Annotated in this window: 30 protein-coding genes; 9 read left to right on the forward strand and 21 right to left on the reverse strand. The window is 67.3% G+C overall.

From position 1 onward, the window contains the following. Window positions 1-83: 83 nt before the first annotated feature. Entirely contained in the window at window positions 84-1,019 is a 936-nt protein-coding gene (locus Q8K49_RS12965) for a ribose-phosphate pyrophosphokinase (protein ID WP_305306502.1), read from the reverse strand. Window positions 1,020-1,239: 220 nt separating this feature from the next. Here Q8K49_RS12965 and Q8K49_RS12970 point away from each other — a divergent pair, with 220 nt between their 5' ends. From Q8K49_RS12970 to recN, 4 genes are read left to right on the forward strand one after another with little or no spacing between them, the layout of a single operon-like run. Continuing rightward, on the forward strand, window positions 1,240-2,085 hold the full coding sequence (locus tag Q8K49_RS12970; RefSeq protein WP_305306503.1) for an outer membrane protein assembly factor BamD: 846 nt from the start codon (window positions 1,240-1,242) through the stop codon (window positions 2,083-2,085). Between the two features lie 36 nt (window positions 2,086-2,121). After that, entirely contained in the window at window positions 2,122-2,388 is a 267-nt protein-coding gene (locus tag Q8K49_RS12975) for a BrnT family toxin (RefSeq protein ID WP_305306504.1), read from the forward strand. Beyond that, complete coding sequence (locus Q8K49_RS12980; protein ID WP_305306505.1) at window positions 2,370-2,657, forward strand: BrnA antitoxin family protein; 288 nt, start codon at window positions 2,370-2,372, stop codon at window positions 2,655-2,657. The genes Q8K49_RS12975 and Q8K49_RS12980 overlap by 19 nt, the downstream gene beginning before the upstream one ends. Before the next feature lie 55 nt (window positions 2,658-2,712). Then, entirely contained in the window at window positions 2,713-4,413 is a 1,701-nt protein-coding gene (recN, locus tag Q8K49_RS12985) for a DNA repair protein RecN (protein WP_305306506.1), read from the forward strand. Window positions 4,414-4,677: 264 nt separating this feature from the next. On the opposite strand, the gene Q8K49_RS12990 is transcribed toward recN, so the two are convergent. From Q8K49_RS12990 to Q8K49_RS13030, 9 genes are all read right to left on the reverse strand, one after another. Then, complete coding sequence (locus Q8K49_RS12990; RefSeq protein WP_305306507.1) at window positions 4,678-5,481, reverse strand: YkgJ family cysteine cluster protein; 804 nt, start codon at window positions 5,479-5,481, stop codon at window positions 4,678-4,680. A 2-nt stretch (window positions 5,482-5,483) separates the two neighbouring features. Further along, on the reverse strand, window positions 5,484-5,879 hold the full coding sequence (locus Q8K49_RS12995) for a hypothetical protein (protein WP_305306508.1): 396 nt from the start codon (window positions 5,877-5,879) through the stop codon (window positions 5,484-5,486). A 67-nt stretch (window positions 5,880-5,946) separates the two neighbouring features. Continuing rightward, window positions 5,947-6,378 carry a hypothetical protein gene (locus Q8K49_RS13000; RefSeq protein WP_305306509.1) on the reverse strand — a complete coding sequence of 144 codons (432 nt, stop codon included), beginning with the start codon at window positions 6,376-6,378 and terminating at the stop codon, window positions 5,947-5,949. Between the two features lie 63 nt (window positions 6,379-6,441). Continuing rightward, the gene (locus tag Q8K49_RS13005; RefSeq protein ID WP_305306510.1) at window positions 6,442-6,816 is read right to left on the reverse strand and encodes a hypothetical protein; all 375 of its coding nucleotides are present in this window, start codon (window positions 6,814-6,816) and stop codon (window positions 6,442-6,444) included. Then, window positions 6,813-7,259 (reverse strand): hypothetical protein, encoded by a 447-nt coding sequence (locus tag Q8K49_RS13010; RefSeq protein WP_305306511.1) that lies wholly within the window; start codon window positions 7,257-7,259, stop codon window positions 6,813-6,815. The genes Q8K49_RS13005 and Q8K49_RS13010 overlap by 4 nt, the downstream gene beginning before the upstream one ends. Next, a complete protein-coding gene (locus tag Q8K49_RS13015; RefSeq protein ID WP_305306512.1) occupies window positions 7,256-7,546 on the reverse strand; it encodes a hypothetical protein in 291 nt (96 codons plus the stop codon). Before Q8K49_RS13015 ends, Q8K49_RS13010 begins: the two co-directional genes overlap by 4 nt. 158 nt (window positions 7,547-7,704) lie before the next feature. Next, window positions 7,705-8,172, reverse strand: coding sequence for a hypothetical protein (locus Q8K49_RS13020; RefSeq protein ID WP_305306513.1), 468 nt, complete (start codon window positions 8,170-8,172; stop codon window positions 7,705-7,707). 4 nt (window positions 8,173-8,176) lie between these two features. Further along, a complete protein-coding gene (locus Q8K49_RS13025) occupies window positions 8,177-9,046 on the reverse strand; it encodes a CsgG/HfaB family protein (protein ID WP_305306514.1) in 870 nt (289 codons plus the stop codon). Beyond that, window positions 9,043-9,822, reverse strand: a complete 780-nt coding sequence (locus Q8K49_RS13030) for a hypothetical protein (RefSeq protein WP_305306515.1) — start codon at window positions 9,820-9,822, stop codon at window positions 9,043-9,045. Before Q8K49_RS13030 ends, Q8K49_RS13025 begins: the two co-directional genes overlap by 4 nt. 312 nt (window positions 9,823-10,134) lie before the next feature. Between Q8K49_RS13030 and Q8K49_RS13035 the strand changes: the two genes are divergently transcribed. Then, a complete protein-coding gene (locus tag Q8K49_RS13035; protein ID WP_305306516.1) occupies window positions 10,135-10,506 on the forward strand; it encodes a hypothetical protein in 372 nt (123 codons plus the stop codon). A 432-nt stretch (window positions 10,507-10,938) separates the two neighbouring features. Here the strand turns inward: Q8K49_RS13035 and Q8K49_RS13040 are convergent, their stop codons facing one another. From Q8K49_RS13040 to Q8K49_RS13060, 5 genes are all read right to left on the reverse strand, one after another. Further along, window positions 10,939-11,742 carry an inositol monophosphatase family protein gene (locus Q8K49_RS13040; RefSeq protein ID WP_305306517.1) on the reverse strand — a complete coding sequence of 268 codons (804 nt, stop codon included), beginning with the start codon at window positions 11,740-11,742 and terminating at the stop codon, window positions 10,939-10,941. Window positions 11,743-11,846: 104 nt separating this feature from the next. Further along, window positions 11,847-12,413, reverse strand: coding sequence for an elongation factor P (gene efp / locus Q8K49_RS13045; RefSeq protein WP_305306518.1), 567 nt, complete (start codon window positions 12,411-12,413; stop codon window positions 11,847-11,849). A gap of 88 nt (window positions 12,414-12,501) precedes the next feature. Further along, on the reverse strand, window positions 12,502-13,050 hold the full coding sequence (locus tag Q8K49_RS13050) for a tryptophan-rich sensory protein (RefSeq protein WP_305306519.1): 549 nt from the start codon (window positions 13,048-13,050) through the stop codon (window positions 12,502-12,504). A gap of 93 nt (window positions 13,051-13,143) precedes the next feature. Then, window positions 13,144-13,644, reverse strand: coding sequence for a bacterioferritin (gene bfr, locus Q8K49_RS13055; RefSeq protein ID WP_305306520.1), 501 nt, complete (start codon window positions 13,642-13,644; stop codon window positions 13,144-13,146). Window positions 13,645-13,785: 141 nt separating this feature from the next. Further along, complete coding sequence (locus tag Q8K49_RS13060) at window positions 13,786-13,971, reverse strand: bacterioferritin-associated ferredoxin (RefSeq protein ID WP_305306521.1); 186 nt, start codon at window positions 13,969-13,971, stop codon at window positions 13,786-13,788. Window positions 13,972-14,087: 116 nt separating this feature from the next. Between Q8K49_RS13060 and thiE the strand changes: the two genes are divergently transcribed. From thiE to Q8K49_RS13075, 3 genes are all read left to right on the forward strand, one after another. Then, entirely contained in the window at window positions 14,088-14,747 is a 660-nt protein-coding gene (thiE, locus tag Q8K49_RS13065; RefSeq protein ID WP_305306522.1) for a thiamine phosphate synthase, read from the forward strand. Window positions 14,748-14,814: 67 nt separating this feature from the next. Further along, window positions 14,815-16,497, forward strand: coding sequence for a sensor histidine kinase (locus Q8K49_RS13070; protein WP_305306523.1), 1,683 nt, complete (start codon window positions 14,815-14,817; stop codon window positions 16,495-16,497). Window positions 16,498-16,541: 44 nt separating this feature from the next. Further along, window positions 16,542-17,318 (forward strand): hypothetical protein, encoded by a 777-nt coding sequence (locus Q8K49_RS13075; RefSeq protein ID WP_305306524.1) that lies wholly within the window; start codon window positions 16,542-16,544, stop codon window positions 17,316-17,318. Between the two features lie 7 nt (window positions 17,319-17,325). On the opposite strand, the gene Q8K49_RS13080 is transcribed toward Q8K49_RS13075, so the two are convergent. The 6 genes from Q8K49_RS13080 to Q8K49_RS13105 form a co-directional block, all read right to left on the reverse strand. Next, window positions 17,326-17,478, reverse strand: coding sequence for a hypothetical protein (locus Q8K49_RS13080; RefSeq protein WP_305306525.1), 153 nt, complete (start codon window positions 17,476-17,478; stop codon window positions 17,326-17,328). Between the two features lie 259 nt (window positions 17,479-17,737). After that, window positions 17,738-18,244 carry a DUF6702 family protein gene (locus Q8K49_RS13085; protein ID WP_305306526.1) on the reverse strand — a complete coding sequence of 169 codons (507 nt, stop codon included), beginning with the start codon at window positions 18,242-18,244 and terminating at the stop codon, window positions 17,738-17,740. Then, a complete protein-coding gene (locus tag Q8K49_RS13090) occupies window positions 18,244-20,649 on the reverse strand; it encodes a M1 family metallopeptidase (RefSeq protein WP_305306527.1) in 2,406 nt (801 codons plus the stop codon). The genes Q8K49_RS13085 and Q8K49_RS13090 overlap by 1 nt, the downstream gene beginning before the upstream one ends. An 894-nt stretch (window positions 20,650-21,543) precedes the next feature. Then, a complete protein-coding gene (locus Q8K49_RS13095; protein WP_305306528.1) occupies window positions 21,544-21,798 on the reverse strand; it encodes a PH domain-containing protein in 255 nt (84 codons plus the stop codon). A gap of 1,242 nt (window positions 21,799-23,040) precedes the next feature. After that, a complete protein-coding gene (locus Q8K49_RS13100) occupies window positions 23,041-24,222 on the reverse strand; it encodes a thiolase family protein (protein WP_305306529.1) in 1,182 nt (393 codons plus the stop codon). A 68-nt stretch (window positions 24,223-24,290) separates the two neighbouring features. Then, window positions 24,291-24,794 (reverse strand): helix-turn-helix domain-containing protein, encoded by a 504-nt coding sequence (locus Q8K49_RS13105; protein WP_305306530.1) that lies wholly within the window; start codon window positions 24,792-24,794, stop codon window positions 24,291-24,293. Window positions 24,795-24,962: 168 nt separating this feature from the next. On the opposite strand from Q8K49_RS13105, the gene Q8K49_RS13110 reads away from it, so the two are divergent. After that, window positions 24,963-25,814 carry a thioesterase family protein gene (locus tag Q8K49_RS13110; protein ID WP_305306531.1) on the forward strand — a complete coding sequence of 284 codons (852 nt, stop codon included), beginning with the start codon at window positions 24,963-24,965 and terminating at the stop codon, window positions 25,812-25,814. The last annotated feature ends 12 nt before the right edge of the window (window positions 25,815-25,826 follow it).

Here is a 25,826-nt window from a genome sequence, read left to right on the forward strand (position 1 = left end):
GATATCCCCACAAGGACGCACGGCGCATCGAGACGCCGGAAGTTTGAAGGGCTTATAACGCGGGGAGAACCGTTTTCCGACCGTTAATCGAACAGCTTGGACACGGATTCTTCGTTGGCGATCCGCCGGATAGCCTCTCCGATCAACGGGGCCACGGAAACCGTACGGATTTTTTCGCAGTTCAAAACTTCGTGGGGCTGCTCGATGGAGTCCGTGATCACCAGTTCCTTCAGCGGTCCGTCGGTGATCCGCTGGACGGCCGGACCCGACAGCACGCCATGGCTGATATAGGCCGACACCTCGGTCGCGCCCTTGTCCATCAAGGCCTTGGCCGCATTGACCAGGGTGCCGCCCGAATCGACGATGTCGTCGAACAGGATGCAGCGCCGTCCCTGGACGTCGCCGATGATGTTCATGACCTCGCTGTCGCCGGCCTTGGGCCGCCGCTTGTCGACAATGGCCAGGTCGGCGTCCAGCCGCTTGGCCAGCGACCGCGCCCGCACCACGCCGCCGACGTCGGGCGAGACGATCATCAGGTCGTCGCCGCGGCGATAGTGGTCCCTGATGTCCTGGGCCAGCACCGGCGTGGCCAGCAGGTTGTCGGTCGGAATGTCGAAGAAGCCCTGGATCTGCCCGGCGTGCAGATCCATCGTCAGCACCCGGTGGGCGCCGGCCCGGGTGATCATATTGGCCACCAGCTTGGCAGAGATCGGCGTCCGGCCGCCGGTCTTGCGGTCCTGCCGGGCGTAACCGAAATAGGGCATGACTGCGGTGATCCGGCGCGCCGACGCCCGCACCAGGGCGTCGGTCATGATCAGCAGCTCCATCAGATTGTCGTTGGCCGGGTAGCTGGTCGACTGGATCACGAAGACGTCCTCGCCGCGGACGTTCTCCTCGATCACCGCGAAGACCTCATTGTCGGCGAACCGTTTCACCTGGGCCTTGGTCAGGGGCATGTCGAGGTGGGCCGCAATGGCCTGGGACAGGGTCCGGTTCGAGTTGCCAGAGAGCAGCTTCATGTCCGGTCATCCTTTCGCCGTCATCGCCCGGCTGAGAATGCTTCCGCGGCGCTGGCGCGCTTCATACCAGCGGACGGCCCGGCCACAAGGCGCGGCGCGCCTTTTCGGCGCTCTTCTTCGCGCATTGGCGTGGGCAGGTTCGCTGGTGTAGAGATTGCGTCTCGTTTTTCGGGGGCGCCGACGGGTCCGCGCCCGCCGGCATTTCAAGTTGAGGTCGTCCTTGCCTGCTTCCAAATTCCGCGCCGGCCTGATCCTGGCCACCGTGGCTGTCTCGGCCCTGACGATATCGGCCTGTGCGGGACGCGGCGACCGCCCGCGCCTCGCCTATGAGGAGCGTCCCGTCGAGGCGCTCTACAACACGGGCTACCAGCGCATGGAGCGTGGCCGCTGGGCCGATGCGATCGACTATTTCCAGGAGGTCGAGCGGCAGCATCCGTATTCGGAATGGTCGCGCCGCGCGATCCTGATGCAGATCTACGCCTACTATCAGAACAACAACTACCCCGAGGCTATCGCCGCCTCGGACCGGTTCATCCAGTTGTTCCCCGGCAATCCGTCGGCCCCCTACGCCTTCTACATGAAGGCCCTGTGCAATTTCGAACAGATCACCGACGTGGGCCGCGACCAGGGCTATGCCCAGGCGGCGCTGGACGGGCTCAAGGATGTGCAGCGCCGGTACCCCGGCACCTCCTACGCCACCGACGCCACGGTCAAGATCGACATGGTCAACGACCAGCTGGCCGGCAAGGAAATGGCCATTGGCCGCTACTACCAGCGCGCGGGACAGCCGCTGGCGGCGATCAATCGCTACAAGGCGGTCATCGACAACGAGGCCTACCAGCGCACCTCGCACACGCCCGAGGCCCTGTACCGGCTGGTCGAAGTCAATCTGGTCCTCGGCCTGAAGGAAGAGGCGACCCGCAACGGCGCCGTGCTGGGCTTCAACTATCCGGGCAGCCCCTGGTACGCCGAGGCCTACGCCCTGCTGTCCGAAGACGGCCGTACGCCCGAGGTGGCCCCGACCGGTCAGCGCGAAAGCTGGCTGCGCCGGATCATTCCGGGCTGACGAGACTTGACCAGCGGCATTTATGTAGCTACATAAATGATCGTCTTCGATCCGGCCAAGGACGCTGCGAACATCGTCAAACACGGCGTATCGCTTCGGTTGGCCGAAGAGATGGACATGCAGGCGGCACGGATCGGTATCGACGACCGCAAGGACTACAACGAGGTTCGCTACGTCGCTTTCGGTGACATTGATGGTCGCCTCCACGCTTTCACCTTCACGATACGGGACGGAAACGTGCGAGCAATCAGTCTTCGGCGAGCGCGGGCGAAGGAGCCGAGGAAATGGTTGCTCGAAAGCTAGATTGGGAAAACGTCGAGCTCGATGAGGACGACGCGCCCGAATTGACAGCAGAATTGGCGGCGCGTCTGCGGCCGGCGAGCGAAATCCTGCCCGAGCACATCCTCGCTCAGTTCAAGCGGTCTCCAGGGCGTCCGAAACTGGCGTCGCCGAAGAAACAGGTCACACTTCGCCTCGACGCCGACGTGCTCGAGTACTGGCGGGGGCAGGGCGAGGGATGGCAATCTAGGCTGAACGCCGTCTTGCGTCGCCAGGCCGGGCTCTCCGGCTGACGGTTCAAGCCCGACTTTCGGCTAGGGTGGCATGGATGCCGAATCGTTTCCTTCCATGCTGACCGCCCTCTCCATCCGCGACATCGTGCTGGTCGATGCGCTCGACCTCGAGGTCGACGGCGGCCTGACCGTGCTGACCGGCGAGACCGGGGCCGGCAAGTCGATCATCCTCGACGCTCTCGGTCTGGTGCTGGGCGCCCGCGCCGACGCCGGTCTGGTGCGAGCCGGCGCCAAACAGGCCTCGGCCACCGCTGTCTTCACCGCCCCTGACGACCCGGCCCTGATCGCCCTGATCAGCGAGCGGGGGTTTGACGTGGCGCCGGGCGAGGAGCTGATCCTGCGCCGGACCCTGGCTGCGGACGGCCGCAGCCGCGCCTTCGTCAACGACCAGCCCGCCGGCGTCGCCGCCCTGCGCGAGATCGGCCAGGCGCTGGTCGAGGTGCATGGTCAGCACGAGACCGTCGGCCTGCTGGACTGGAAGACTCACCGCGCCCTGCTGGACAATTACGGCGGGCTGCAGCCCCAGCTGGACGGCGTCGCCGCCGCCGCCGACCGGCTCAAGGTCGCCGAGCGCACCGTCGCCGATCTGAAGGCCGCCGCTGCGGACGCGGCCTCGCGGGCCGAGGAGTTGACGTTGAACCTCGCCGACCTCGATGCGCTGGACCCACGCGCCGATGAGGAGACCGAACTGGCCGGCGAGCGGGCCATCCTCGGCGCGGCCGAGAAGGCCATCGCCGATCTGGCGGACGCGAAGGCGTCGCTGGGCGGAGACAAACTGTCCCAGAAGCTGTCCGCCGCGTTGCGCGCCGTCGAACACGCCCGCCAGCGGGCCGGGCAGGCGGGCACGGACCCGGAGCATCCGCTGCTGCAAAAGCTGTCCGCCGCCGCCGAGGCCATCGACCGCACCATGGTGGAGGCCGAGGAGGCCATCGCCTGCGTCGACGCCGCCGCCAACGCCTTCGACTTCGAGCCCGGCCGGCTGGACAAGGCCGAGGAGCGGCTGTTCGCCCTGCGCGCCGCCGCCCGCAAGCTGAACACCTCGGTCGACAGCCTGCCGGTGCTGCGCATCCGCTTCCGCGAGCAGTTGCGCCTGATCGAGGACGGCGCCGAGGCCATCACCGCCGCCGAACGCGCCGCCTCCGCCGCGCGCGAGGCCTATGACGTCGCCGCCATGCTGCTGACCTCCGCGCGGGAAGCCGCCGCCGAGCGTCTGACGGCCTCGGTCATGACCGAGCTGGCTCCGCTGAAACTGGACCGGGCCCGCTTCCGCGTCGCCTTCGAGCCCGTGGCCGAGGGCCGCCGCGGACCGCTGGGCGTCGAGATAGTCCGGTTCGAGATCGCCACCAACGCCGGGACGGCTTTCGGACCGCTGGACGCCATCGCCTCGGGCGGGGAACTGGCCCGCTTCGCCCTGGCCATGAAGGCGGCCCTGGCCGGGCGCGAGGATCAGCGCCAGCCGGTGATGATCTTCGACGAGGTCGACCAGGGAGTCGGCGGGGCCGTGGCCTCCGCCGTCGGCGCGCGGCTGGAGCGGTTGGCGCACGGCGCCCAGGTGCTGGTCGTGACCCACAGCCCGCAGGTCGCCGCCCGCGCCCACGCCCACTGGAAGGTGCGCAAGGCCGACACCGGCGGCGTGACCACGACCACGGTGGATGCGCTGGACGATCATGCCCGCCGCGAAGAGATCGCGCGCATGTTGTCCGGTGCGGTGATCACGGATGAGGCGCGGGCGGCGGCCCGGTCGCTGATCGGGTGACGGGGAGCGACGTGGTGTGCCGCTTCAAGCGGACGTTCCCGCAGTTGCCTGATAAAGTTGCCGCTGACGTCCGAAACGGCGACCTGCAAGCTCGCGTCCGGATTGGCCGGTGGCAAGATTGTTACGATGGTGATCGGGATGGCGTGTGCGCGCCCGCCGATGAGCGATAATGCTGCCCCTGATGCGGGCGCCAATGACTCCAGCGCATAAAGGAGCTCGCGGTTGGCGGAAACACGGCTCCTTCTGGCTTAGGACATTCGATGGTCAGCCCAGCCGGGCGATCACGTCCCGGATGATTTCGGCGCCGGTCCGGTCACGGGGCGAGGGCGGCGACCTTGTGTCCTGGTCCAGGGCGAGCACCAACGGCAACCATCCCTCCCTCGGATCCGCCTGCAGAAGCGCCAGGGACGGTCTGGCCTCCAACGCCAGATTCTCCACTCCGGGGGCCAGGGTGGCGCACAGCTCGGGCGGCGAGGTGACCAGATATTCCCGACAGGCCAGCGGCCGATCGGCATGGATCGAACAGGCTTCATCCTCCAGCAGGGGGCAGGCCACCCCGGCCTCGAAATAAGCGCGGCCCTTTGCGTGACGCTCGCCGGGCTCGCCGTCCAACCCGTCCAGCAGGCCCTCCGCATCCAGCGTCTCCACCGCCGCCTCGAACCGGCGCCTGACGTGATCGCGCCTCGGCTCGGGCATGGCCTCGACCAGCCGGGCCAGGGCTCGCGCCTCCGCGATCGACACCGGCACCATCTGGCGACAGCAGGCCCCGCAGCCGGCGCGACAGGACACCGACCGCCCTTCGGACCCGGCGCGCGCCGTCGCCCGCGTCGCGAACAGGCTGCTCAGGCCATGGAAGATGGGCAGCACGGCCTCGACCGCGACCGGTCCGGCCGGCACCGTCATCTCGACCGTGACCGGCTCCCCGCCGATGTCCAGCACCACCCGGCCGGTCGCGGTCGCTCCCCCGGCGGGCGGCAGGGCGGACAGACGCACGACCGCGTCAGCGTCCGCCACGACCGGATGCGGCGGATCGCCGGAAGGGGCGACCGGCCCGTCGGGGCGGAGCAAGACTATCGGCGCGTCGACGGGGCCGGCCCACTGCTGGCCGCAGGCAGACGACACTGGCGAACGCCCTCGACGATGACCACGGAGCCCCGCCTCGTCGTGCACGCCTGCTCCGCATCCAACGAATCCAGCTTGAGGAAGAAATCAGTTCCCCGGGCTTGGCCTGCGGGGCAGTCCGCGTCCGAAGACCCGCCGGGTCCGGTGGCCCGACAAGCGCTCGGCTCGGTTCGCGGCAGGTGCTTCCCTGTCCAGGGGCGAGCATTGTCGGGCCCCGGCGTCGCGCGATCCTGCGCCTGCGCCTGCGCCTGCGCCTGCGCCTGCGGCCGGGCCTGGCCGGCGACGACCATGACGCCGAGGTCAAAGACGGCCGCGGTGGCCAGGATGACGGCTGTTTTCTTCATGGTCTCACTCCTTGTCGGTTTCGGTTGCGGTTGGTTTTGCGAAGGTCGTATCCCGTTCAGCGGTGCGCTATCGGGGCCCTTGGTCGCCTTGCATCAATTGCCAGACACGCACCCGACCACTCAGGCGCACAGAGTCGCTGTCCTCGGGCGGGGGGATCGGAAAGCTGAACCGGCCCTCGGCGTCGGGCAGGATGCGGCGGTTGTCGACCATCAGTTCGTCCAGCCGGTGCCGCGGGCATGGCGTACGCGGGCGGCAGGCGGTGGTCACTTCGTACTCTCCGCGTTCGACCCGCACGCGGACCGAGAACCTTCCGTTGCGACCGCTTGTCCCCGCCGGCATGGCCACGCCGCCGGGCTTCTTTCTGACGATGATGTCGATGCCGGGGATATCATTTTCGGCGCGGTGCTCCGGACTCTGAGCGGTCGCGGGGATGGCCGGAAAGGCCAGCATGAGGACGGCGGCCGCGAGGGCGGCACGGCCGAGGGGGCGGCGGGTCATGGAACGTCTCCTGCGTTTGGGTTCTAGGGGGCGGTCAAGTCGGGTCGTGCACAACCAGGGTCGTCAGGAGGCGTCGGGGGTCTGGCTGCGGGCCATGAAGGTGCAGCGGATCCGCGGCGGCACCAGTGTGGCCTCACAGGTTATCCTGTTCATCTGCCGCGTCGGACCGGCCGCAGGCGGGGCCTCGACCGTCGGCTGCGGACACCCGGCGGCGGTGAAGATGGCCTTGATGTCGTCGGTCCGACCCGCGGCGGCGAGGCCTTCAATCCTCGTCTTGTTGGTGTTGAACACCGCGGTGCAGTCCGGTCCGCGCCTGTCGCGGGCCGCCGCCTGAATGGAGACAACCGCGGGGGCCGATGAAACCGTACCCCCGGTCGGCTGGCCGGGCGCCGGAGGAACGGCCAGAAGGGTCAGGGCGGCGATGACATGAGCAATCATGGGCGAATCTCCTGCGATCGGGGAATTGCGGGCGTCCATGGGCGCGGCCCGGAGGCGGCCTCGGTCAGGGTGACGCGGATGCGGCCGCCGCCGTTCGGGACCACCGCCACCAGCCGTCGGCCGTCCGGTCCCATGAAATAGGCCCGGCCCCGGCCGTGACCCGGAAGGATCGGGGCGGAGGTCAGCACCGTGCGCCCGACTTCGATCCGCGCGACGGCGGGCACGGCTAACGTCTGAACGCTGGGCAGCAGGATCGCGTATCGCCCCGGCCCGACAGCGAACGCCGCATGACCTGCGTCACTGGTGAGCATCGGCGCGACGACCGAACCGGGATCGCCTTCGAGGCCTACGGGAATGCCTACGATCGGCGTGCCCGGCGTCGGAAGCGACAGGCTCGCAAGCATCACGCCGACGGCTGCAAGACATGCGAGCCGGGCCGTCATGACCGCCCCTCGCGCGGCCGCGGCACGACCGGCGTCCATGGACGCGGCCCGGAGGCGGCCTCGGTCAGGGTGACGCGAATGCGGCCGCCGCCGTGCGGGACCACCGCCACCAGCCGCCGGCCGTCCGGTCCCATAAAATAGGCCCGGCCCCGGCCCTGACCCGGAACGATCGGGGCGGAGGTCAGCACCGTGCGCCCGACCTCGATCCGCGCGACGGCGGAACGGTCCAGCGACTGGATGTTCCAGATCGCGACGGCGTATCGCCCCGGCCCCACGGCGAAAGCCATCTGCCCGGCGTCGTTGGTGGGCCTTGGCGCCACGACTGAGCCGGGATCGCCTTCAAGCCCAACCGACGTCCCCTGTATGGGCACACCCGGAGTCATTGCCGGTAGCAATACGCCTGTCAGCATAACGTTGGCGGCAGCAAGAAAGGCAAACCGACTTCTCATGACCGCCCCTCCCGCGGTCGCGGTACGACCGGCGTCCATGGGCGCGGCCCGGAGGCGGCCTCGGTCAGGGTCACGCGGATACGGCCGCCGCCGGGAACCACCGCGACAAGCCGCCGGCCGTCCGGTCCCATGAAATAGGCCCGGCCCCGGCCCTGACCCGGAAGGATCGGGGCGGAGGTCAGCACGGTGCGCCCGACCTCGATCCGCGCGACGGCTGGAACGCCCAGTGACTGGACATTCCAGATCGCGACGGCGTACCGCCCCGGCCCCACAGTGAAGCTCGCTTGGCCCGCATCATTGGTGGGCATCGGGGCGACCACCCCGCCCGGCTCCCCCTCCAGGCCGACATCAGTGCCAGAGATTGGCACGCCCTGTGTCGACTGGCCCACCCCCATCAGCATCATGCCGACGACGGCGACGGCGGCGGAGCGGGCGATCATCCGCCGTTTCAATATGCGAGTCATGATCTCATTCCACCCTCAGAACATCGCCACGAACGGGCTGCTCGCCATCGACGACGCTCGCGATCGACAGCCGGTCCCGCACGGTCTCGACCCGAACCTGACCGATGCGCGCCATCTCGACGTCCAGCACCTCGCCGGTGCGGGGATCCGTCAGGGTCCGGCCGGGTCGCCAGACGGTGAGCGTCAGGCCCGGCTGGACGTTGCGGTCGGCCCCTGCGTTCAGATAGACCCCGGTCTCCGCAGCATCGACGACAAGGGCTGACCAAGGCACATCGCGCATGCCGGCGGCAATCTGATCCACCGCCCTCATGATGGCGTCCTCCCCGGCCTGGCCGATCGGCGTGGCGCGAAACACTTCGCCGCCGACGGTCGCCCCCGACCAGGTGTTGACCAGGCCCGCATCAGAGGTCCGCGACGAGGCGCTGCCCTGGGCGCTGGATGTCGAGACGACCTGCCCGGTGGAGGTGTTCACCAGCCGCAGCGATATTTCCATCACCGCCCGTTGGCTGCGGGTGCCCGCCCGGCCGCCCAGCATCGAACCGAGCCCACCGCCGATGCTGAGACTGCTGCCCCCGGCGGCGGGCTCGTATTTGGTGACGGCCCCGCGCACGATGGCGCTGGCCTCCGATGAGGCTGCCCCCTCGATCACCACGAACCGCCCGTCCCGCACCAGGGCCTGGATCAGCAGGGCGGTCATGCCGTCGGCCGTTACGCTGCCTCCGACAGATTCCGTGGCCTGAAAGGTATCGACCGAGACGGTCTGCTTCAGTCCGTCATAGGCCGCGCGGTCCTGCGCGGTAGCCGCCGGGGCGACGACTGCGGCCGCCACAACCACGGTCGCCGCCACTAACATTAGTCTGCGGTTCAGGGTCATAATGCTGAGCCCCTGAGTCCAAACAGGTAACGGATGGTGCCCGTAACGGTCACGGTTTGGGGCGCGGCAGGGCGCGCCGGAGCCGCCCCCGCGCCGGGCGGCGGGATACGCGGATCGACCCGTCGATCCGCACGTCCGTCGCCGGTGGTTTCATGCGGATCGCCGATGGAGCCCGCTGTGCCGAACTCAGGATCGCCGGTGCTGATAATACTGCCGTCAGGCATCACCCTCTGGCCGCGGGTGGTCTGGCCGCCGGTGCCGGCGGACGCGACCGCCGTATAGGGGAAGCAGAGGTCACGATCCCCCGACGGGCCCCGCCCTCCAGCCTGACCGGATGCGCTCCCGCCGGGGAAGGTCAGTCGCTGTTCAGTCGGCGGGGACTGGACTGCCGGAATCAGCAGTCCGATCAGGATGCCGATTATTTGGTCATCCCCTTGGGAACCGCCGCCGCGGTCGATTGCCGACCTGAGCCCCGGACCATTCAGACAGATGTTGTAGGCGCCGGGCGGCAGGTCGAAACGAAAGCCGCCCTGCCCGTCGGTGCGGGTAGTGGCGACGGTGCGACCGCCGCGTATGGATATGGAGGAGATTAAGAGGTCCGAAAAGACAACGCCGCCGGTGCCTCGCGTCGCCTGGGAACCTGAACCCTCCAGGAAGGCGGGGCCGTTGGCGGACTCCGATGTCTGGGCGTTGACGGCAGAAGGCGACAGGGCAAGGCCCGCCAAGCTTCCCAACCCAGCCAGTACGATCAGTTCCGTTCTAGACATCCTGGCCATCAACCCGCTCCCTCGAAAAACCTTGATTTTTCACGCTGATCACGAGGAAGCTTGGCTGTCAAGGACAGGTAGAATAGCGTTTTTTAAACTTTAGATTTTCCATATCTCGTTGGGTGCATCGCTATAACCGACCAAACTCCAGTCCGATATCCGTCAGTGGCCAGATCATGATTGGCTTCCCGCTTCCTGCGGATCTCCGCGGCGTGCCCGTTCGTGGGTAGCAGGGCGGCTGAGCGCGAGTTGTCTGCCTGCGCCGATGTGTTAAGGCTGAACAGGTCGGGGGAGGCGAAATAGATGAGAATGATAGGGGTGATGGCCGCTGTTCTGGCGTTTGCCGGTCCGGCCCAGGCCAATGTATCGGTTGTCAGAAACAGCTGCGCCGCGCCGAACACTGTTGAGGTCGTGACCCTGTCGCTCAACACCTATGAATACACTTTCGAACGGCTTCCCAGCGGGCCGAGCTACGTCTTTGCCGGGATCATCAATCCGACGTCAATCAACCGGACCCGCCAGTTTGTTGTGCCTTCAGGGAGTTATCGTCTGACCTACAGGCTGCCCAACTCCACTCCCGTTGGCGTCTATGGCCAGAACGTGATCATTCGACCTCATCACATGGTCGGCGGTGCCTGTGTGCCGATAGACTTCCGGACGAGAAGCGCCACACCAGGTGCCACAACGGACTAAGGCCGCTCAAGATCTCGTCAGGCGAACGTCCACAATGGGTCGGACCCGGTCAAAGGCATGGCGCCACCTTCCGGACGTTCGGCTCCCGCGCCCGGCGCTGGACGGCGCCGCGGTCTGTGTCGGAGGCCGGAATCTTCCCCGCCGAAGCGTATACTCTCGCCCCGTGTCTTCTCGCCCCTTTGAGGACCGTGACCCGCTACTCTCGACCCTCCGACGTCCGTCGTCGCCGCCCCGGAATCGGCCCGACGACCGTTTCTGACGCAGGCCCGTGCATAATAGCGAAAAGCCCGCCGGGCCTGGTCTTTCACATTGTCGAACCCGTCGCCGCCACCGCCAAGGGGCCGGCGAGCCGTCCTCAGCGGGAGATGCCTGATTGGCGGAATTCACCGCCGACATTTTTTGTCCAGAATGCGAGACTCTCTGCCCTCGGGCTTACCCCCGCAGCACCTTCAGCAGCTGGGGATGCAGCTCCGAATTCGTCGCCAGGATCTGGGCGCCCGTTTCCGGCCGGCCCTCGCCGTCGATGGTGGTGACCACGCCGCCGGCCTCGGTGACGAACAGGATGCCCGCCGCCACGTCCCAAGGCTGAAGGTTGCGCTCGTAATAGGCGTCGTACCGCCCGGCCGCGACCCAGGCGAAGTCCAGCGATGCGGCGCCCAGGCGGCGGATGCCCGCCACGCGCTGGCCGATGGCGTGGATGTCCTTGATGGCCTGGGCGTGGCCGGTCTTGCCGATGAAGGGCAGGCCGGTGGCGATCAGGCTCTCCGACAGGTCGCGGCGGCCGGCGACCCGGATGCGCTGGTCGTTCAGATAGCAGCCCTTGCCCTTTTCGGCCCAGAACAGCTCGTTCATGACAGGGTTGTAGGTCACGCCCGCGACGATCTCGGACGCGCCGTCGGGCGCGGTGCGCTGCAGCGCCACCGTGATGGCGAAATGGGGCATGGCGTGCATGAAGTTGGTGGTGCCGTCGATCGGATCGACGATCCAGGTATGGGATTTGTCGGTCCCCTCCATCATGCCCCGCTCCTCACCCAGGAAGCCGTAGCCGGGGCGGGCTTTCATCAGCAGTTCGTAGAGCGAATCCTCGGCCTTTATGTCGGCGGCGGTGACGAAGTCGCCCGGGCCCTTCCGGGACACTTGCAGCTGGGCGACCTCGCCGAAGTCGCGCAGCATGGGGCGGGCGGTCTTGCGGACCGCGTCGATGATGACGGAAACGAGTGCGGAAGCGAGGGCCATGGGGATCTCCTGGTCCGAAAGTCCTTGGAAGGCATCAGCCCGGACAGTCGGAGAAGGTCATGGAGACGCAGGATTGCGCCTCCGGGTTGTGCAGCCGCTCGGGCCTATTCGGCGCGGCGGACGTATTCGCCGGTGGAGGTGTCGACGATGATGCGCTCGCCCACGCCCATGTACGGCGGGATCATGATGCGCACGCCGTTGTTGGCGATGGCGGGCTTGTAGGAGGATGAGGCGGTCTGGCCCTTCACGGTCGGCTCGGTCTCGACCACTTCCAGGGTGACCTGATCGGGCAGGGACAGGCCGATGGGCCGTTCCTCGTGCATTTCGATCGTGACCTTCATGCCGTCCTGCAGATAGGCGACGCGATCCTCGCCGACCCAGTCCTTTTGCAGTTCGGTCTGTTCGTAGGTCGTGTCGTCCATGAACACGAGGGCGTCGCCCTGTTCGTACAGATAGGAAAACTCCTTCTGCTCCAGCGTGACGCGCTCGACCTTGTCTTCCGACCGGAAGCGTTCGCTCAGCTTGTTGCCGGTCTCGAGGTTCTTGGCCTCGATGTTGGCGAAGGCGCCGCCCTTGCCGGGCTTGACGTGGCTGGCCTTTGTCACGACCCACAGGCCCTTGTTGTGCTCAAGGACCATGCCGGGCTTGATGTTGTTGCCGTTGATCTTCATCGGTTTCTCAGGGGTCTGGGCGCTGCCTGCACGGCGCGCGAACGGGCGCAGTCCCTAGAGGATGCGGCGTCATCCGGCAAGGCGGCGGTCAGTGAACGGTCGGTTCCTGATGCCGCGACTTGCCCTGCACCAGATTGGCCAGATGCACCGATCCGCCGCTGGGGGCGGCCAGTTTGCCCGCGCGGGCATCCAGCTTGCGCGCCTCATGGGCGAAGGCGGCGGCGAGACCGGCGGACGACATGGCGGCGGCGATCTGCAGGCCGCGACTGGCTGGCCGCATGGCGATCCAGACGGCGTTCAGCGCCTGGGCGGCGGCCCACAGGCTCATGGCCGTGGTGCGTTCGGGGCGGGCGGGGGCGTTCCAGACCCGCACCGCCGACAGGGTAGTGACCGAGAACACCGCCGGAAGGATCAGGCTCAAAGGTCCGCGCGGCCGCTCGGTGATCGGGGCGTCGGCGTCCGCCAGATGCAGGGGCCGGGGCCGGATCGAGCTCCGGGCCAGCAGGGTGGCGCCCAGAGCGAAGCCGACGGTCACCGCCACCCCCAGGATCACATGGCCGATGTCGCGCTCGTTGGCGTTCAGGAAGTCGCCGGCGACGTCGCGTGCGTCGTGAAGGATGTCGTCGATATCGTTCACCCGCGCTTCTCCCTGTCTGCGGACAGACAATGACGGGGAAGCGCGCGGGTTCCGTCGGCGGACCTCGTCAATTGGTCCGGGCGGGGCGGCGCGTCAGTTGCCCGTAGCCGACTTGTCCGGCGCGATCTCGGTCATGGCGGACTGCAGATAGTTCTGCTCGCCCAGCTGTTCAATCAGCTTGTGCTGGGCCTCGAGGAAGTCGATGTGCTCCTCCGTGTCGTTCAGGATGCGCATCAGGATGTCGCGGCTGACATAGTCCCGGGCCGCCTCGCACTGGGCCACGCCGGCCAGAAGTGTATCGCGCCCGCCCAGTTCCAGCTGCAAATCGGCGCCCAGGCATTCGACCGCGGACTCGCCGATCTTCAGCTTGTGCAGGTCCTGCAGATTGGGCAGGCCGTCGAGGAACAGCACGCGCTTGATCAGCATGTCGGCGTGTTTCATCTCACCGATCGATTCGTCGTATATGATCTGGCCGAGATGCTTCAGGCCCCAGCTCTCGAACATCCGGGCGTGCAGGAAATACTGGTTCACCGCCGTCAGTTCGTTGGTGAGCACCGCGTTGAGCGTGCGGATGATCGCGGGGTCGCCCTTCATGGCCTGGCTCCTGTCGGCGACGGCGATTGAGTCGCCGCGTCCTGCCGGTTCATAACACGGCAAAACGCCTTGTGTTCACTTGCGAACACTTATCGCGACATTGAAATTGCGAGTAAAAATCGCCCGCAACTGGGGCGAAGCCTATTCGGCGGCCATGGCGAAGGTTTCGCGGCTGTCCTGAATCATCTCGCGCATTTCGCAGACGCATCTGGCACACTGGACGGCGCACTGGTTGCGGGTGAAGACGTCGCGCGGACGGGTCGCTCCCGCCTCGATGGCGGCGGCGACGTCACGCTTGCGAAGACCGTTGCAGTTGCAGACGTACACGGAGGGGCGGACCCGACTGGTTGCGAATGGTTCGCTATAGCAGGGAGGTGCGGCGAATGCAAGTCGTTCGCAGTGACCTGGTTGACGGCGCGACGCAACCGTCGCACTTCCGGCCCATGGCCAAGACCGCTGTCGCATCCGAACGCCCCCCCTGCCGGCTGTATCTGATCACGCCGTCAGCGATACCTGATCTCGTGGCCTTCGTGGGCAATCTGGAGGCGGCGCTGGACGCGGGGGACGTGGCGGCGCTGCAGATCCGGCTCAAGGACGCCGATGATGCGACCGTACTGGCGGCCGTCGCGGCGCTGAAGTCTGTCGCCCAGGTCCGGGGCGTGGCGGTCATCCTCAATGACCGGCCTGATCTGGCGGCCCGCTCGGGCTGCGACGGCGTGCATCTGGGGCAGTCAGACGGCTCGGTCGCTCAGGCGCGGAGCTTGATGGGACGGGACGCCATGATCGGCGTGACCTGTCACGATAGCCGTGAACTGGCGATGGACGCCGCCGAGGCCGGGGCCGACTATGTCGCCTTCGGCGCCTTCTTCCCCACCGCGACCAAGGCGACGGTTCACCGCCCCGATCCCGAGATACTGACCATCTGGCAGGAGACGGTCGAGATTCCCTGCGTCGCCATCGGCGGGATCACGGCGGACACAGCCGCGGGTTTGGCGCGGGCCGGGGCAGACTTTGTGGCTGTCAGCGCGGCCGTCTGGAGCCATCCTGATGGGCCGGCGGCGGCGGTTCGGGAGCTGGATCGGGCGCTGGCGTCACTCGCCTGACCTTCAGGGGATATTAGGATGCGACGGGCTAGGAAAATCGCTGACATCCCCCCGTTCGGACCCCAAGATGAGCATGAGCCGCGCGCTCGACCCGCCAGAGGCCGCTGTCGGCGCTGATGTCCCGGCCAAGGCGCGTGTCGGCGCAGGCGGGCGCCGGGCGGGCGTCGGCCAGCCGATGGCCCCCGTTTTCACGGCCATGGCCGTCCTGGTGCTGGTCGTTCTGTCGCTGACCTTTGCGCGGTCGGCCGGCGTGGTGGCGGCCTTGTGGGGTGCGGCTGGAGTCGCGGTCGCCGTCTGGCTTCGAACCTCGCGGGGACCGCTCTATGACCTGTCATTCGGTGGTTTAATCGCGGCCGGGATCGCGGCCGGCGAGTTGCTCGTCGGCAATTCGACCGAGCTGACGGTGATGTTCACCGTCGCCAACATGCTGGAAATCTATCTCGCTGTCCGGCTGGCGCGGCGGTTCGCCCCGACCCTGAACCTCGCTTCCGTGCAGGGCGCCTGTCGGTTTCTGCTCGCGGCTGCCGTCATCGCTCCCATCCCCGCGGCCGTCTTCGCCTCTGGCATGCTCTGGTGGATGACTGGCGCCGATTTCCTCGACTCGGCCCGGACGTGGTGGTTTGGCCATGCGCTCAGCATCGCCGTACTGTCCAGCTTCGGTCTGGCCCTGACAAAGCGGGAAATGGCGCGCTTTCGCGCTCCGGCCCGCGCGATTGAGGCGGCGGTCCTGCTGGGAGGGCTGGCGGTCATTTCCTACACAGTGTTCTTCCAACAGCAGATGCCGATCGGCTTCGTCAACATGCCCTTGCTGCTGCTGATCGCGGTGCGGCTGCGTATGCTGGGAGTCACGGCTGCGCTGGTCATCATCTCCATCGTGGCGGTCGGCGGCAGCATGCGGGGGTTAGGTCCGTATTCCGTGGCATTCGAGGGCGCCGACCGCGCCATGATGGCTCAGTTGCTCGTGCTGTTCGGCTATATGCCAATCATGCTGGTTGCGGCCTTGCTGGAGGAGCGCGACCGTTTCGCCGACCGCGCCCGCCTGGGTCAGATTCGCGCTGAAAGGGCGTCCGAGGCCAAGTCGCGCCTGCTCGCCAACGTCGCGCATGAGATCAAGAGCCCCGTAGGCGGCGTGATCGGCATCGGGGAGCTGTGGAAGGCCGGTCAGCTGGGGCCGGTTTCGGCAACCCAGGCCGAGATGGCTGACATGCTGGTCAAGACCGCCCGTCAGGTCGAGGCCCTGGCTCATGATCTGCTGGACGTGGCCCGCGCCGAATCCGGCGCGATCAAGGTCGAGCTTCGACCGACGGATGTGCCCGGCGTGCTTGAGGACGTGCGTCGGACGACGGCCCTGCGGCCCGACGCCCAGGGCATTAGACTGGAGCTGGTCAGCGAAGGCGACGGCCTGGTCGCTCTGGCCGACTCGCAGCGGCTGACCCAGGTGATCGCCAACCTGGCCTCCAACGCCGTCAAATACGGCGGGGCCGGCGGCGTGATCATTTTCCGCGCCTGCAAGATCCATGACGGAGTCCGCATCGAGGTCATCGACCGCGGCGCCGGTTTGTCGGTCGAGAAACAGACCCAGCTTTTCGAACCCTTCAACCGGCTGGGCCTGGAACGCTCGACGGTTGAAGGTCACGGCATCGGCCTGGCCCTGGCCAAGCGGCTGGTCGAACTGCAGGGCGGCTCCATCGGCGTGACCTCGGCGCCCGGCGAGGGCGCCACCTTCTGGGTTGAACTGCCCGCCGCCTGATCAAGACCTTGCCGTCGGCGGGGTGAAGGGGGATTGTCGCCTCCATGAAAATCATTGTCCCCGCCGCCGTCCTGCTGCTCGCCGGAGCCGCGCACGCGCAAATCCCGCCGGCCCAGACGCCTCCAGTCGCGCCCGTCAGCAGCCTGACCCGCGACCTGAACAGCGGTCCCCCGGCCCCTGCCGTCTATCTCGCGCCGCCCCCGGCGCCGGCGACCACCTCCACGATCGTCCCGACGCACGTTCCGTCGGCCCAACCGGCCGCGCCCTTGATCGCGACGCCGGTTCCAATCGAACCCGGGCCCCGGCCCAGCCCTGCGGCCGTCACCACGCCCGCGCCGTCCGTCGCCGCGCGCCCCGCCATGGCGCCGCCCGTCCTTGCGACCCCCACCCCGGCGCCGGCAGCTGCCGCAGAGCCGCCGGTCGTCACCCCGGTCCCGGTTCCCGCCCCTCCGAGCGTCACGGTGCTGGACAGCGCGGCGCGCGCGGCCCTGCCCTTTACCGCCGACCTGCCGCCGGGCTTCGAAATCGTCAGCGGCCGCCCGGGTCCTGACTTCCGCATCTATACGATCCGCCGTGGCGCCCAATCGTTCGTGATGGTCTATGCCGGTCCGGCGTCGCAGTTCCCGATCTACAGCGGCCAGATGGTCGAGGCGGCGGGGCGCGCCTCAATCCTCTCGACCGAGGAGGGGATGCGCCACGCCGTGGAGCACCTGTTCCAGCGCCCGACGTCGCCGCGCGAAATCCATGTCTGGACCATGAGTCTGGACGGCGCCGATCGCGACATGGCCGAACGGATCGCGCAGTCGGTGGACGTCCGCTAGGCGGTCGTCAGGCCCGGCGCAACGGCGTGTCCGGCTCGCCCAGCCGCATGCCGCGCGATCCGGCGAAGACGAGCACCTCCGGGCCGGGCGCGGCGGCCCAAGGGCGCAGGGTCGCCTGCCAGGGTCGCGCCGCCAGTCGTGGGGCCGGGCCGCGTCGCATTCAACCACCAGCCGCGCGCCGCCCTGTTCGCTGTGCAGGACGAAGCCGGCGATGGTCGGTTTCCAGCTGTCGTCGAGAGCCTCGGTCAGCAGCCAAGGGCAGTTGAACACGCGGCAGTCGCCGGGCCGGTCATCACAGACGGCGCAGCCCGCCGTCTTGCTGAAATGCCGGCACCATTTGCCCGCAGGCTTGGCCAGCGCGGTCACGCCCATCAGCTTGCAGCACAGGCCGCAGTCGCCGCAGCTTTTGGCCGGGGCGGTCAGGATCCGGCTGCCGCGAACTCCAACGTCTGGGCAGACGATCCGGGCCGGAAGACCACGGTGCGGGTGACGCCGCTGATCCGCACATTGACCTGTTGTTCCTGGTCGTCGTGGACGCCGGGGAAGAAGTCGAGGTCGATGGTCACCGCGCCGATGCTGTGATCGCGCGTCTCGCCCGCAAAGGCGATGCGGATATTGTCGCCCGCCAGGTCGGTGCCGGCGTGGGTCACCGGCACGGCGACGCCGTCGACTGCGAGCCGGAACCGCTGGCCGAGGTGGGTCTCCAGATCGGCGACGGCGCGAGGGTCGTCCAGGCTGGGCTGGGCCTCCGGGGCGATGGAGACCAGGGCGGGCTCCACGTCATGGGCGGCGAAGCGGTGGATGACGCTGACCGCGCCCGAGGCCGGGTCGATCTCGATCACCGTCAGCCCCGAATGGCCGCGATGGGCCAGCACCGGCGTGGCGAGGCCGGCGATCAGGATGGCGGCGAGCAGGGCCCGTTTCATCACTGGGCCGCCGCCGGACGGCGAACCCGGGTCGCGGTCGAGTCGGGACTGACCTCGACGTCCGAGTCGCGCATCCGGTTTTCACCGGGGGACGGCGCGGGCGACAGGCGCACGGTCCGCTCGTCGATCCGGCGGGGGAACAGATTGTTGGCCAGGTTGGCGTCGGCGGTTTCCCGCAAGGGGTCGACCTCGGCCGAGACCAGGGTTTTCGACGAAACATGCTGCCAGATCACCTGCTGGCTGTTGCGGCGCCAGATCTCGGCGGGGATGCGGATCGTCTCGTCCGAGCCGTCGCTGTACGTCAGCTTGAGGATCACCGGCATCACCAGCCCGCCGACATTCTTGAAGGTGAAGCGGTAGATGTTGTCGTCGAACCCTTGCGCCGCGCGGCGGTCGGCGTCGGCGCGGCGAGCGGCGCTTTCGGCGTCACGGCGCTGTTGGGCCGTGGTCGTGAAACGGTCGGTCTGGTTGTAGAAGTCCCGGGTGGCCGGGTCGCGCTCGACCACCGTCTCGATGCCGCGGTTGTTCTCGACCGTGCGCGAGACCGGCTCCTGCTCGAATCGCTCGCGGGCGGCGCGGTTGCGGGCCTCGGGATCGGCGGATTCCAGCGTCGCGGCGGTCACGCCCTCCAGCGAGATGTCGACGTGGTCGGTCGAATAGAACCAGCCGCGCCAGAACCAGTCGAGGTCGACGCCCGAGCTCTCCTCCATGGTGCGGAAGAAGTCATAGGGCGTCGGCCGCTTGAAGGCCCAGCGCTGCGAATATTCGCGGAAGGCGCGGTCGAACAGCTCGCGGCCGAGCACGGTCTCGCGCAGGATCACCAGGGCGGTGGCCGGCTTGGCGTAGGCGTTGTTGCCGAACTGGAGCAGGCTGTCGGACTGGGTCATGACCGGCACCTGGTCCTGGCTGACCATATATTCGACGATGCTGGAGGGCTCGCCGCGCGCCGGGAAGTCCGCGTCCCAGAGCTTCTCGGCCTGGAACTGCAGGAAGCTGTTCAGCCCCTCGTCCATCCAGGTCCACTGACGCTCGTCGGAGTTGACGATCATCGGGAAATAGGTGTGGCCGACCTCGTGGATGACCACGCCGATCAGGCCGTTCTTGGCGCGCTCGGTATAGGTCAGGCGGCCGTCGTCGCCCCGCACCGGGCGCGGCCCGTTGAAGGTGATCATCGGATATTCCATCCCGCCGACCGGGCCGTTGACCGACTGGGCGGTCGGATAGGGGTAGGTGAAGGCGAACTGGTTGTAGACGTCGATGGTGTGGGCGATCGCCCGGGTCGAATAGGCGTCCCACAGTGGCCGGGCCTCCTTCGGATAGAAGGACATGGCCATGACCACGGGATGTTCGGCGCTCTCCTGGTCGACGCCCATGGCGTCCCAGATGAATTTCCGGCTTGAGGCCCAACCGAAGTCGCGGACGTTGTCGGCGCTGAAATTCCAGGTGCGCGTGCCGGAGCGGGCCGGGCGGGCCTCGGCGGCGGCGGCCTCGGCCGGGGTGACGATATAGACCGGGGCGTCGGCGGTGCGGGCCTGGGCCAGCCGGGCCCTTTGGTCGGCGCTGAGGATGTCGGTGTTCTGCAGTTCGCCGGTCGCCGCGACGGTGTGGTCGGCGGGCGCGGTGATGGAGACGTCATAGTCGCCGAACTCGAGGGTGAACTCCCCGGAGCCCAGGAACTGGGCGTTATGCCAGCCCTCATAGTCGGAATAGACCGCCAGGCGGGGGAACCACTGGGCGGCCAGAAACAGGCAACTTCCATCTTCCCCAGGTTTGGTGAAACACTCATAGCCGCTGCGCCCGCCGACGACATTGGTCTCGGGCAGGGGCAGGCTGAAGTCGATGGTGAAGGCGAAGCTTTCACCGGTCGCGAGCGGGCGCGGCAGTTCGATCCGCATCATGGAATCGACGATGGTGAAGGGCAGGTCCCGGCCGTCGGGACCGGTCACCGTCAGGTCGTTGAAACCGCCTTCCCAGTCCCGCATCCGTTGAACGCGCAGCACCTCATTGACGCTTACGGTGTCCGAGGCCGTGTAGGTCCGGCTGCGCTCGGCCAGGGAGCCGCGGCGATAGTTCTGTTGGTCCAGCAGCAGCCACAGATAGCCGAGGGCGTCGGGTGAATGGTTGGTGTAGGTCACGGCCTCGCGGCCCGTCAGGGTGCGGTCAGCCTCATTCAGACTGACATCGATGTCATAGTCGACCTGCTGCTGCCAGTAGCGGTGGCCGGGCGCCCCCGAGGCGTTGCGATAGTCGGTCGGCGTCGGCCAGTCCTCGCCCTCGAACTGGCGGAACTTGTCTTCGAACGTGCCCCGCGACTGGTCGACCGGGCCGACGCTCTGCTGGGCCAGGGCGGCCGTGGCCATGAGGGACACGCCGGCGACCGACGCCAGCAACATACCGATCCGCATTCGAAACACCGTCCGTTACCTGAAAGCCCGGCCGGACCTTAGTGGTCGAGGGCAGGGGCGCAAGGCGAGGCCGCCTTACGAATTGGTAATGGTCCGACCGGACGTGCGTCATCGCCCTCCGGCAGGACTGCCGGAAAGGTCGGGGAGGGCGCGGGGCGGCCGGGCCTCGCCCGGTGTTTGGATAGTTTTACCGTTTCGACGAAGCCGACCTTGGCCGCCCTTCTGATCCGCCCGTGAAGTCACGGTCGGGAAGGGACGGCGCCGCCCCGCGCAGTCGTTTTCCACGCGCCCGCCGGCTGGCGGCCCTTGCTTCGGGCCTTACCGGCGGTCCGGCGCGCCCTTGCGGGCAGGACGGACGGCGGAACGTTCTGATCGTGTGTCAGTAGCGGTTCCGTCCCCAGGCGCGCGGCGAGCAAGCAGAGGCCATCCATCGACCTCCACGAGGACCCCCGGAGTATCCTTCCCCCGGGCTTCATCGCTCGACCACAGCCCGCCGACATCGAGGCGCTGGATCCGACGCCCTCCCCACCGCCGGGATGGAGCGAATTATGGGGGCGGTCCCAGCCATGATGGCTGGTGACGCTGTATTTTTTCGAAGTGACACGAAATCAAAGAGTTGGCCGCGCGGAATATGCTGACAATCGGCGGATTGTCAGCATAGCGTCATGGCGGCGGCGGAGGTCGGGCCTCTACGGGCGGCGGAAAGGGGTGGGTGGGCCCGGTTTGCCAACAGGCTCCAGACCATCCTCGCTGTCATCAGCGCCTATTTTACGCCCCAAAATGGCGTGGGTAGTTACGTGGGAGCCGTGGGTGGAGGCGGCTTAGTCTGTGCGGCCGCGCTCCTTCCGCCTCGATCGGCTTCGTTGGTTTCTAACCACACGGTTCATAGACAGTTCAGCTAACGGCCTTGCTTTCAGTGGCTTCAATAGCCGCCTCAATGGCTCGCTTAAAATCTAGGGGCTGGCTGATAGGGCCAAATGGTGAAGATGAGACACCGGTGCCGCGCACAATAACTCTACCGTAGTTCAGTATGCGCCCCAGAACACCTTGATTGACAATAATGTTGTCTATTTTTCCTAAACGCTGCTCAATCGTGGTTCGGGTAATAAAGCCAAATTTGGCTACTAAGTCGCTTGTTGGTAACGGCAAAGTCGGAATTTAGTTGATACATTAGCGCAAATATAAACCAAATGGCTGTGATTGGTAAAGCGAACCCGAAAGTTACTACTGTCCAAAAAATGGGCCAAATATAGATGGCCCAGTGAACTTTGGCATCAAAGAGGACTTTTTCATCGCCCGCGATTACTTGATCGATATATCTCGCCATTGCGTTTTCCCCCGAGGAGTTTCAATCACCGGTTAGCGGTCCGTGATTGCGGTATCAACACTTTTTGAATGCCGAGGCGCTGATTTCATAGCCGATCGGGGTCAAGCAACTACCGGGAGACCCGGCAGGGAGCCCACCGGGAGCCATCCGGAAGCGGGGGCACGCACACATTTCGTCCGTATCGCCGTTGATGTCGGAGCAAAAAGAGAGCGAAACTTCCGCCTCGTCCATTGTGGAGCATGCGTTCCGCGGCCAGGCAAGCGAGAGTGGTCCTCCCCGGCACGCCGCATCCTGTCACCCGGCGCGGCAATCGCAGGCAGCCGACGTTTTCGACGAAGGCGACTATCTCGCCTGCCTGCAACTGGCGGCCGGGGCGTTCGCGGTCGCCGGGGGCGGGGTGTGGGCCCATGTCGCGGCGCGGCTCGAGCCGGTGTTCGCCGACCGACCCCCTTGTCATCCCCGACGCAGCGAAGCGGAGATCGGGGACGGGAAAAGGCGCCCCTCCATTCCGCCCGGAAGCTGCGTCAGCGGCTATCCGGGCGACAGGTCAGGACAGACAGCCTGGCGCCCACCAGTCCCCCGGATAGCTGACGCTTCCGGGGGCGCGACCCCCACGCCTTCACGCGTCCCCGATCTCCGCTTCGCTTCGTCGGGGATGACAAGGCGATGTCCCCACTTCCCTTCCCACTTTCCCTTTGAAGTCGAGCGAAGTCAAAGGGTTGGCGGTGCGCAATAGGCTGACAATCGGCGGATGGTCAGTACAGCGACATTCCCCGCTATCGTCTTTCCGGGCGAGCGTAGCGAGGCCCGGAACCCAGCGGCGCGCGCGAGCGCGAAGCTGTCGCGGGCACCCTGCCTGAACAGATCGCCTTCGGCGCCGCTGGGTTCCGGCCTTCGCCGGAATGACGATAGCGGGTGGGGGATAGTACGATCAGGCCGTCGTCGGGATGCTGTGCGTTCCTCCCGTCGTCGGGACGCGATGCGTCCCTCCTCCACCCCTCCACCATGCTTCGCATGGTCCCCCTCACCATCTGCGACGGGGAGGAGACGGCGGCGGCCCCGGGTCAGACCAGCTCCACCGCCACGGCCACGGCCTCGCCGCCGCCGATGCACAGGCTGGCCACGCCCTTCGTCCCGCCGCGCGCCTGCAGCGCCGCCAGCAGGGTCGTCAGCACCCGCGCGCCCGAGGCGCCGATGGGGTGGCCCAGGGCCGTGGCGCCGCCGTTGACGTTCAGCCTGGCCCGGTCGATGCCCATGTCGCGCATGGCGATCATGGCGACCACGGCGAAGGCCTCGTTGATCTCCCACAGATCGACGTCCTCGACCGACCAGCCGGCCTTCTTCAACGCCTTCTGCATGGCCGGAACCGGGGCGGTGGTGAACAGGCCGGGCTCATGGGCGTGGGCGGCGTGGCTGACTATGCGGGCGACGATCGGAAGGCCCATCGCCTTGGCCACGCTCTCGCGCGTCATCACCAGGGCCGCGGCGCCGTCCGAGATTGAGCTGGCATTGGCGGCGGTGATGGTGCCGTCCTTGGAGAAAGCAGGCTTCAGGTGCGGGATCTTCTCAGGCATGGCCTTGCCGGGTTGTTCGTCCTCGGTGACGGTCTCGACACCCTTGCGTGACGTCACTTCGACCGGGGTGATCTCGGCCTTGAAGGCGCCCGAGGCGATGGCGTCGCGGGCGCGGCTCAGGCTCTCCAGCGCATATTCGTCCTGCGCCTCGCGGGTGAACTGATAGGTCCGGGCCGAGTCCTCGGCGAACGCGCCCATCAGCTTGCCGGGGGTATAGGCGTCTTCCAGACCGTCCTTATACATGCTGTCGACGATGACATCGTGGCCGATGCGGGCGCCGCCGCGGTGTTTGGTCATCAGATAGGGGGCGCCGGACATCGACTCCATGCCGCCCGCCACGATGATGTCGGCGCTGCCGGCGGCGAGACTGTCCGAGGCCATCATCACGGCCTGCAGGCCCGAGCCGCACATCTTGTTGACCGTCGTCGCCTCGACATGCTGGCCGAGGCCGGCGCCGATGGCGGCCTGGCGGGCGGGCGCCTGGCCCAGGCCGGCGGGCAGGACGCAGCCCATATAGATCTGCTCTACCTTCGCCGGATCGACACCCGCGCGCTCGACCGCCGCCTTGACGGCCGTCGCCCCGAGCTCGGTCGCCTTGACGCCGGACAGGGCGCCCTGGAAGCCGCCCATGGGGGTGCGGGCGAAGGAGACGATGACGACGGGATCTGACATGGAAAACTACCCTTGGGAGGAGGAATTGCGCGGCTGGATGGGCCGCTACGCACGGAAAGGCAAGAGGCTCAGGCGGCCTCTACGTCCGTCCGTTCGCGGGGCATCATTTCGCCGACGGTCGGACGGTTTTCGGCCCGGGTCAGCAGGATGTCCCGCGGTTTGACGATCTCATTGCAGTGGCCGCAGGCGATGCGCGGCGCCAGGTCGTGGCCGCAGGTCTTGTGGATCATGGAGACGCCGGAATCCGCGTCGCCATAGACGTGTTTGGCGCCCCAGCCGTGCAGGGTGACCAGCACGCCGTACAGGTCCTTGCCCTTGGCCGTCAGGACGTATTCGTTACGAGGCGGCCGTTCGGAATAGAGCTGCGGCTCCAGCACGCCGTGCTGGACCAGGCTCTTGAGCCGGGCGGCCAGCACATTGCGGGCGACGCCCAGCCGCTCCTGCCACTGTTCGAACCGACTGACGCCGTTGAAGGCGTCGCGGATGACCAGCAGGGTCCACGGATCGCCGATGACTTCGAGCGTCGCGGCGATCGAACAGCTCTGTCGAGAATAGTCTGCGGTGCGTCCCATGGGGGTGAAAGTGACCTCACGTCAGCCTTTTGGCAAGAGGGTTGCCAATCTGAACGGACTAGGTCAGTCTCGTTTGGCTACGGACGCCTCGCGGCGTTCTTGATCCCTCGACTTCGGGCGGAAGCCTCCCCGCTTCCGCCCGCCCTTTGTCCGCGATGGCAACAGCCCATGACTCAACAGACCCTGGCCGAAGCCCTCGCCTTGACCGACGACGGCGCCGGCGGCCTGACCGCGCGGTTGGACGGCGGCTTCTCGAACGCGCCCCAGTCGGCGCCCCAGGAACGCGGTGCGCCTTTCGGCGGCTTGATGGCCGCCCTCGCCGCCGGGGCCATGCGCCAGAGGCTGGGTATCGAGGCGCCGCTTCAGTCCCTGACTATCCAGTATCTCGCGGCGGCCCGGTTCGAGGACGTGGTTTTCACCCCGACGATGACCCGCGGCGGCCGCAACCTCGCCTATGCCTCGGTCATCGGCGGGCAGGGCGACCGGACTGCGATTCAGGCGCTGGGCACCTATGGCCGGGATGTGGACGGGCCGGTGCTGACGCCGCTGACCGCCTCGCCCCGACCGGTGAATGAACTGGAACCGACGCCGCTGGACACCAGCTTCGGCCCCTGGTTCGCCCGTCACATCGAGCACCGCTTCGTGGCCGGGTCCAAACTGTTCGGTGAGAACGCCGGCAAGACGCCCGACCTCGGCTGCTGGATGCGCACTATCGACGCGGCGCCGCTGGACGAGACGCGGCTGCTGTTCCTTTTGGACGGCCTGTACCCGACCTATTTCACGGCCTTCCCGGCGCCGCCGATCATCTCCGCCAGCGTCGACCTGAGGGTCGATCTGCTGACCGCGATCACACCGGAGACGGCGCCCGACGGCTGGGCCTATTTCCACTTCACCAGCCGCGACGTCGGCGGCGGCTGGGCGGTCGAGGACGGCGTCGCCTGGGCCCCCGACGGTCGCCCGCTGGCGCTGGTGCGCCAGCGGAGAAAGCTGATGCCGATGAGGACGCCGACCGGGGCTTGAGCCCTGGCGGCG

It is taken from the genome of Brevundimonas sp. (assembly GCF_030682035.1).
GTDB lineage: Bacteria > Pseudomonadota > Alphaproteobacteria > Caulobacterales > Caulobacteraceae > Brevundimonas.

Bases quoted from the DNA above. Each gene is read 5' to 3' on its own strand.
- Q8K49_RS12965 (WP_305306502.1), bottom strand. From the start codon at position 1,019: ATGAAGCTGCTCTCTGGCAACTCGAACCGGACCCTGTCCCAGGCCATT.
- Q8K49_RS12975 (WP_305306504.1), top strand. From the start codon at position 2,122: ATGATCGTCTTCGATCCGGCCAAGGACGCTGCGAACATCGTCAAACAC.
- Q8K49_RS12980 (WP_305306505.1), top strand. From the start codon at position 2,370: ATGGTTGCTCGAAAGCTAGATTGGGAAAACGTCGAGCTCGATGAGGAC.
- recN (WP_305306506.1), top strand. From the start codon at position 2,713: ATGCTGACCGCCCTCTCCATCCGCGACATCGTGCTGGTCGATGCGCTC.
- Q8K49_RS12995 (WP_305306508.1), bottom strand. From the start codon at position 5,879: ATGAAGAAAACAGCCGTCATCCTGGCCACCGCGGCCGTCTTTGACCTC.
- Q8K49_RS13000 (WP_305306509.1), bottom strand. From the start codon at position 6,378: ATGACCCGCCGCCCCCTCGGCCGTGCCGCCCTCGCGGCCGCCGTCCTC.
- Q8K49_RS13005 (WP_305306510.1), bottom strand. From the start codon at position 6,816: ATGATTGCTCATGTCATCGCCGCCCTGACCCTTCTGGCCGTTCCTCCG.
- Q8K49_RS13010 (WP_305306511.1), bottom strand. From the start codon at position 7,259: ATGACGGCCCGGCTCGCATGTCTTGCAGCCGTCGGCGTGATGCTTGCG.
- Q8K49_RS13015 (WP_305306512.1), bottom strand. From the start codon at position 7,546: ATGGCTTTCGCCGTGGGGCCGGGGCGATACGCCGTCGCGATCTGGAAC.
- Q8K49_RS13020 (WP_305306513.1), bottom strand. From the start codon at position 8,172: ATGACTCGCATATTGAAACGGCGGATGATCGCCCGCTCCGCCGCCGTC.
- Q8K49_RS13025 (WP_305306514.1), bottom strand. From the start codon at position 9,046: ATGACCCTGAACCGCAGACTAATGTTAGTGGCGGCGACCGTGGTTGTG.
- Q8K49_RS13030 (WP_305306515.1), bottom strand. From the start codon at position 9,822: ATGGCCAGGATGTCTAGAACGGAACTGATCGTACTGGCTGGGTTGGGA.
- Q8K49_RS13035 (WP_305306516.1), top strand. From the start codon at position 10,135: ATGGCCGCTGTTCTGGCGTTTGCCGGTCCGGCCCAGGCCAATGTATCG.
- Q8K49_RS13040 (WP_305306517.1), bottom strand. From the start codon at position 11,742: ATGGCCCTCGCTTCCGCACTCGTTTCCGTCATCATCGACGCGGTCCGC.
- efp (WP_305306518.1), bottom strand. From the start codon at position 12,413: ATGAAGATCAACGGCAACAACATCAAGCCCGGCATGGTCCTTGAGCAC.
- bfr (WP_305306520.1), bottom strand. From the start codon at position 13,644: ATGAAGGGCGACCCCGCGATCATCCGCACGCTCAACGCGGTGCTCACC.
- thiE (WP_305306522.1), top strand. From the start codon at position 14,088: ATGGCCAAGACCGCTGTCGCATCCGAACGCCCCCCCTGCCGGCTGTAT.
- Q8K49_RS13070 (WP_305306523.1), top strand. From the start codon at position 14,815: ATGAGCATGAGCCGCGCGCTCGACCCGCCAGAGGCCGCTGTCGGCGCT.
- Q8K49_RS13075 (WP_305306524.1), top strand. From the start codon at position 16,542: ATGAAAATCATTGTCCCCGCCGCCGTCCTGCTGCTCGCCGGAGCCGCG.
- Q8K49_RS13080 (WP_305306525.1), bottom strand. From the start codon at position 17,478: ATGCGACGCGGCCCGGCCCCACGACTGGCGGCGCGACCCTGGCAGGCG.
- Q8K49_RS13085 (WP_305306526.1), bottom strand. From the start codon at position 18,244: ATGAAACGGGCCCTGCTCGCCGCCATCCTGATCGCCGGCCTCGCCACG.
- Q8K49_RS13090 (WP_305306527.1), bottom strand. From the start codon at position 20,649: ATGCGGATCGGTATGTTGCTGGCGTCGGTCGCCGGCGTGTCCCTCATG.
- Q8K49_RS13100 (WP_305306529.1), bottom strand. From the start codon at position 24,222: ATGTCAGATCCCGTCGTCATCGTCTCCTTCGCCCGCACCCCCATGGGC.
- Q8K49_RS13105 (WP_305306530.1), bottom strand. From the start codon at position 24,794: ATGGGACGCACCGCAGACTATTCTCGACAGAGCTGTTCGATCGCCGCG.
- Q8K49_RS13110 (WP_305306531.1), top strand. From the start codon at position 24,963: ATGACTCAACAGACCCTGGCCGAAGCCCTCGCCTTGACCGACGACGGC.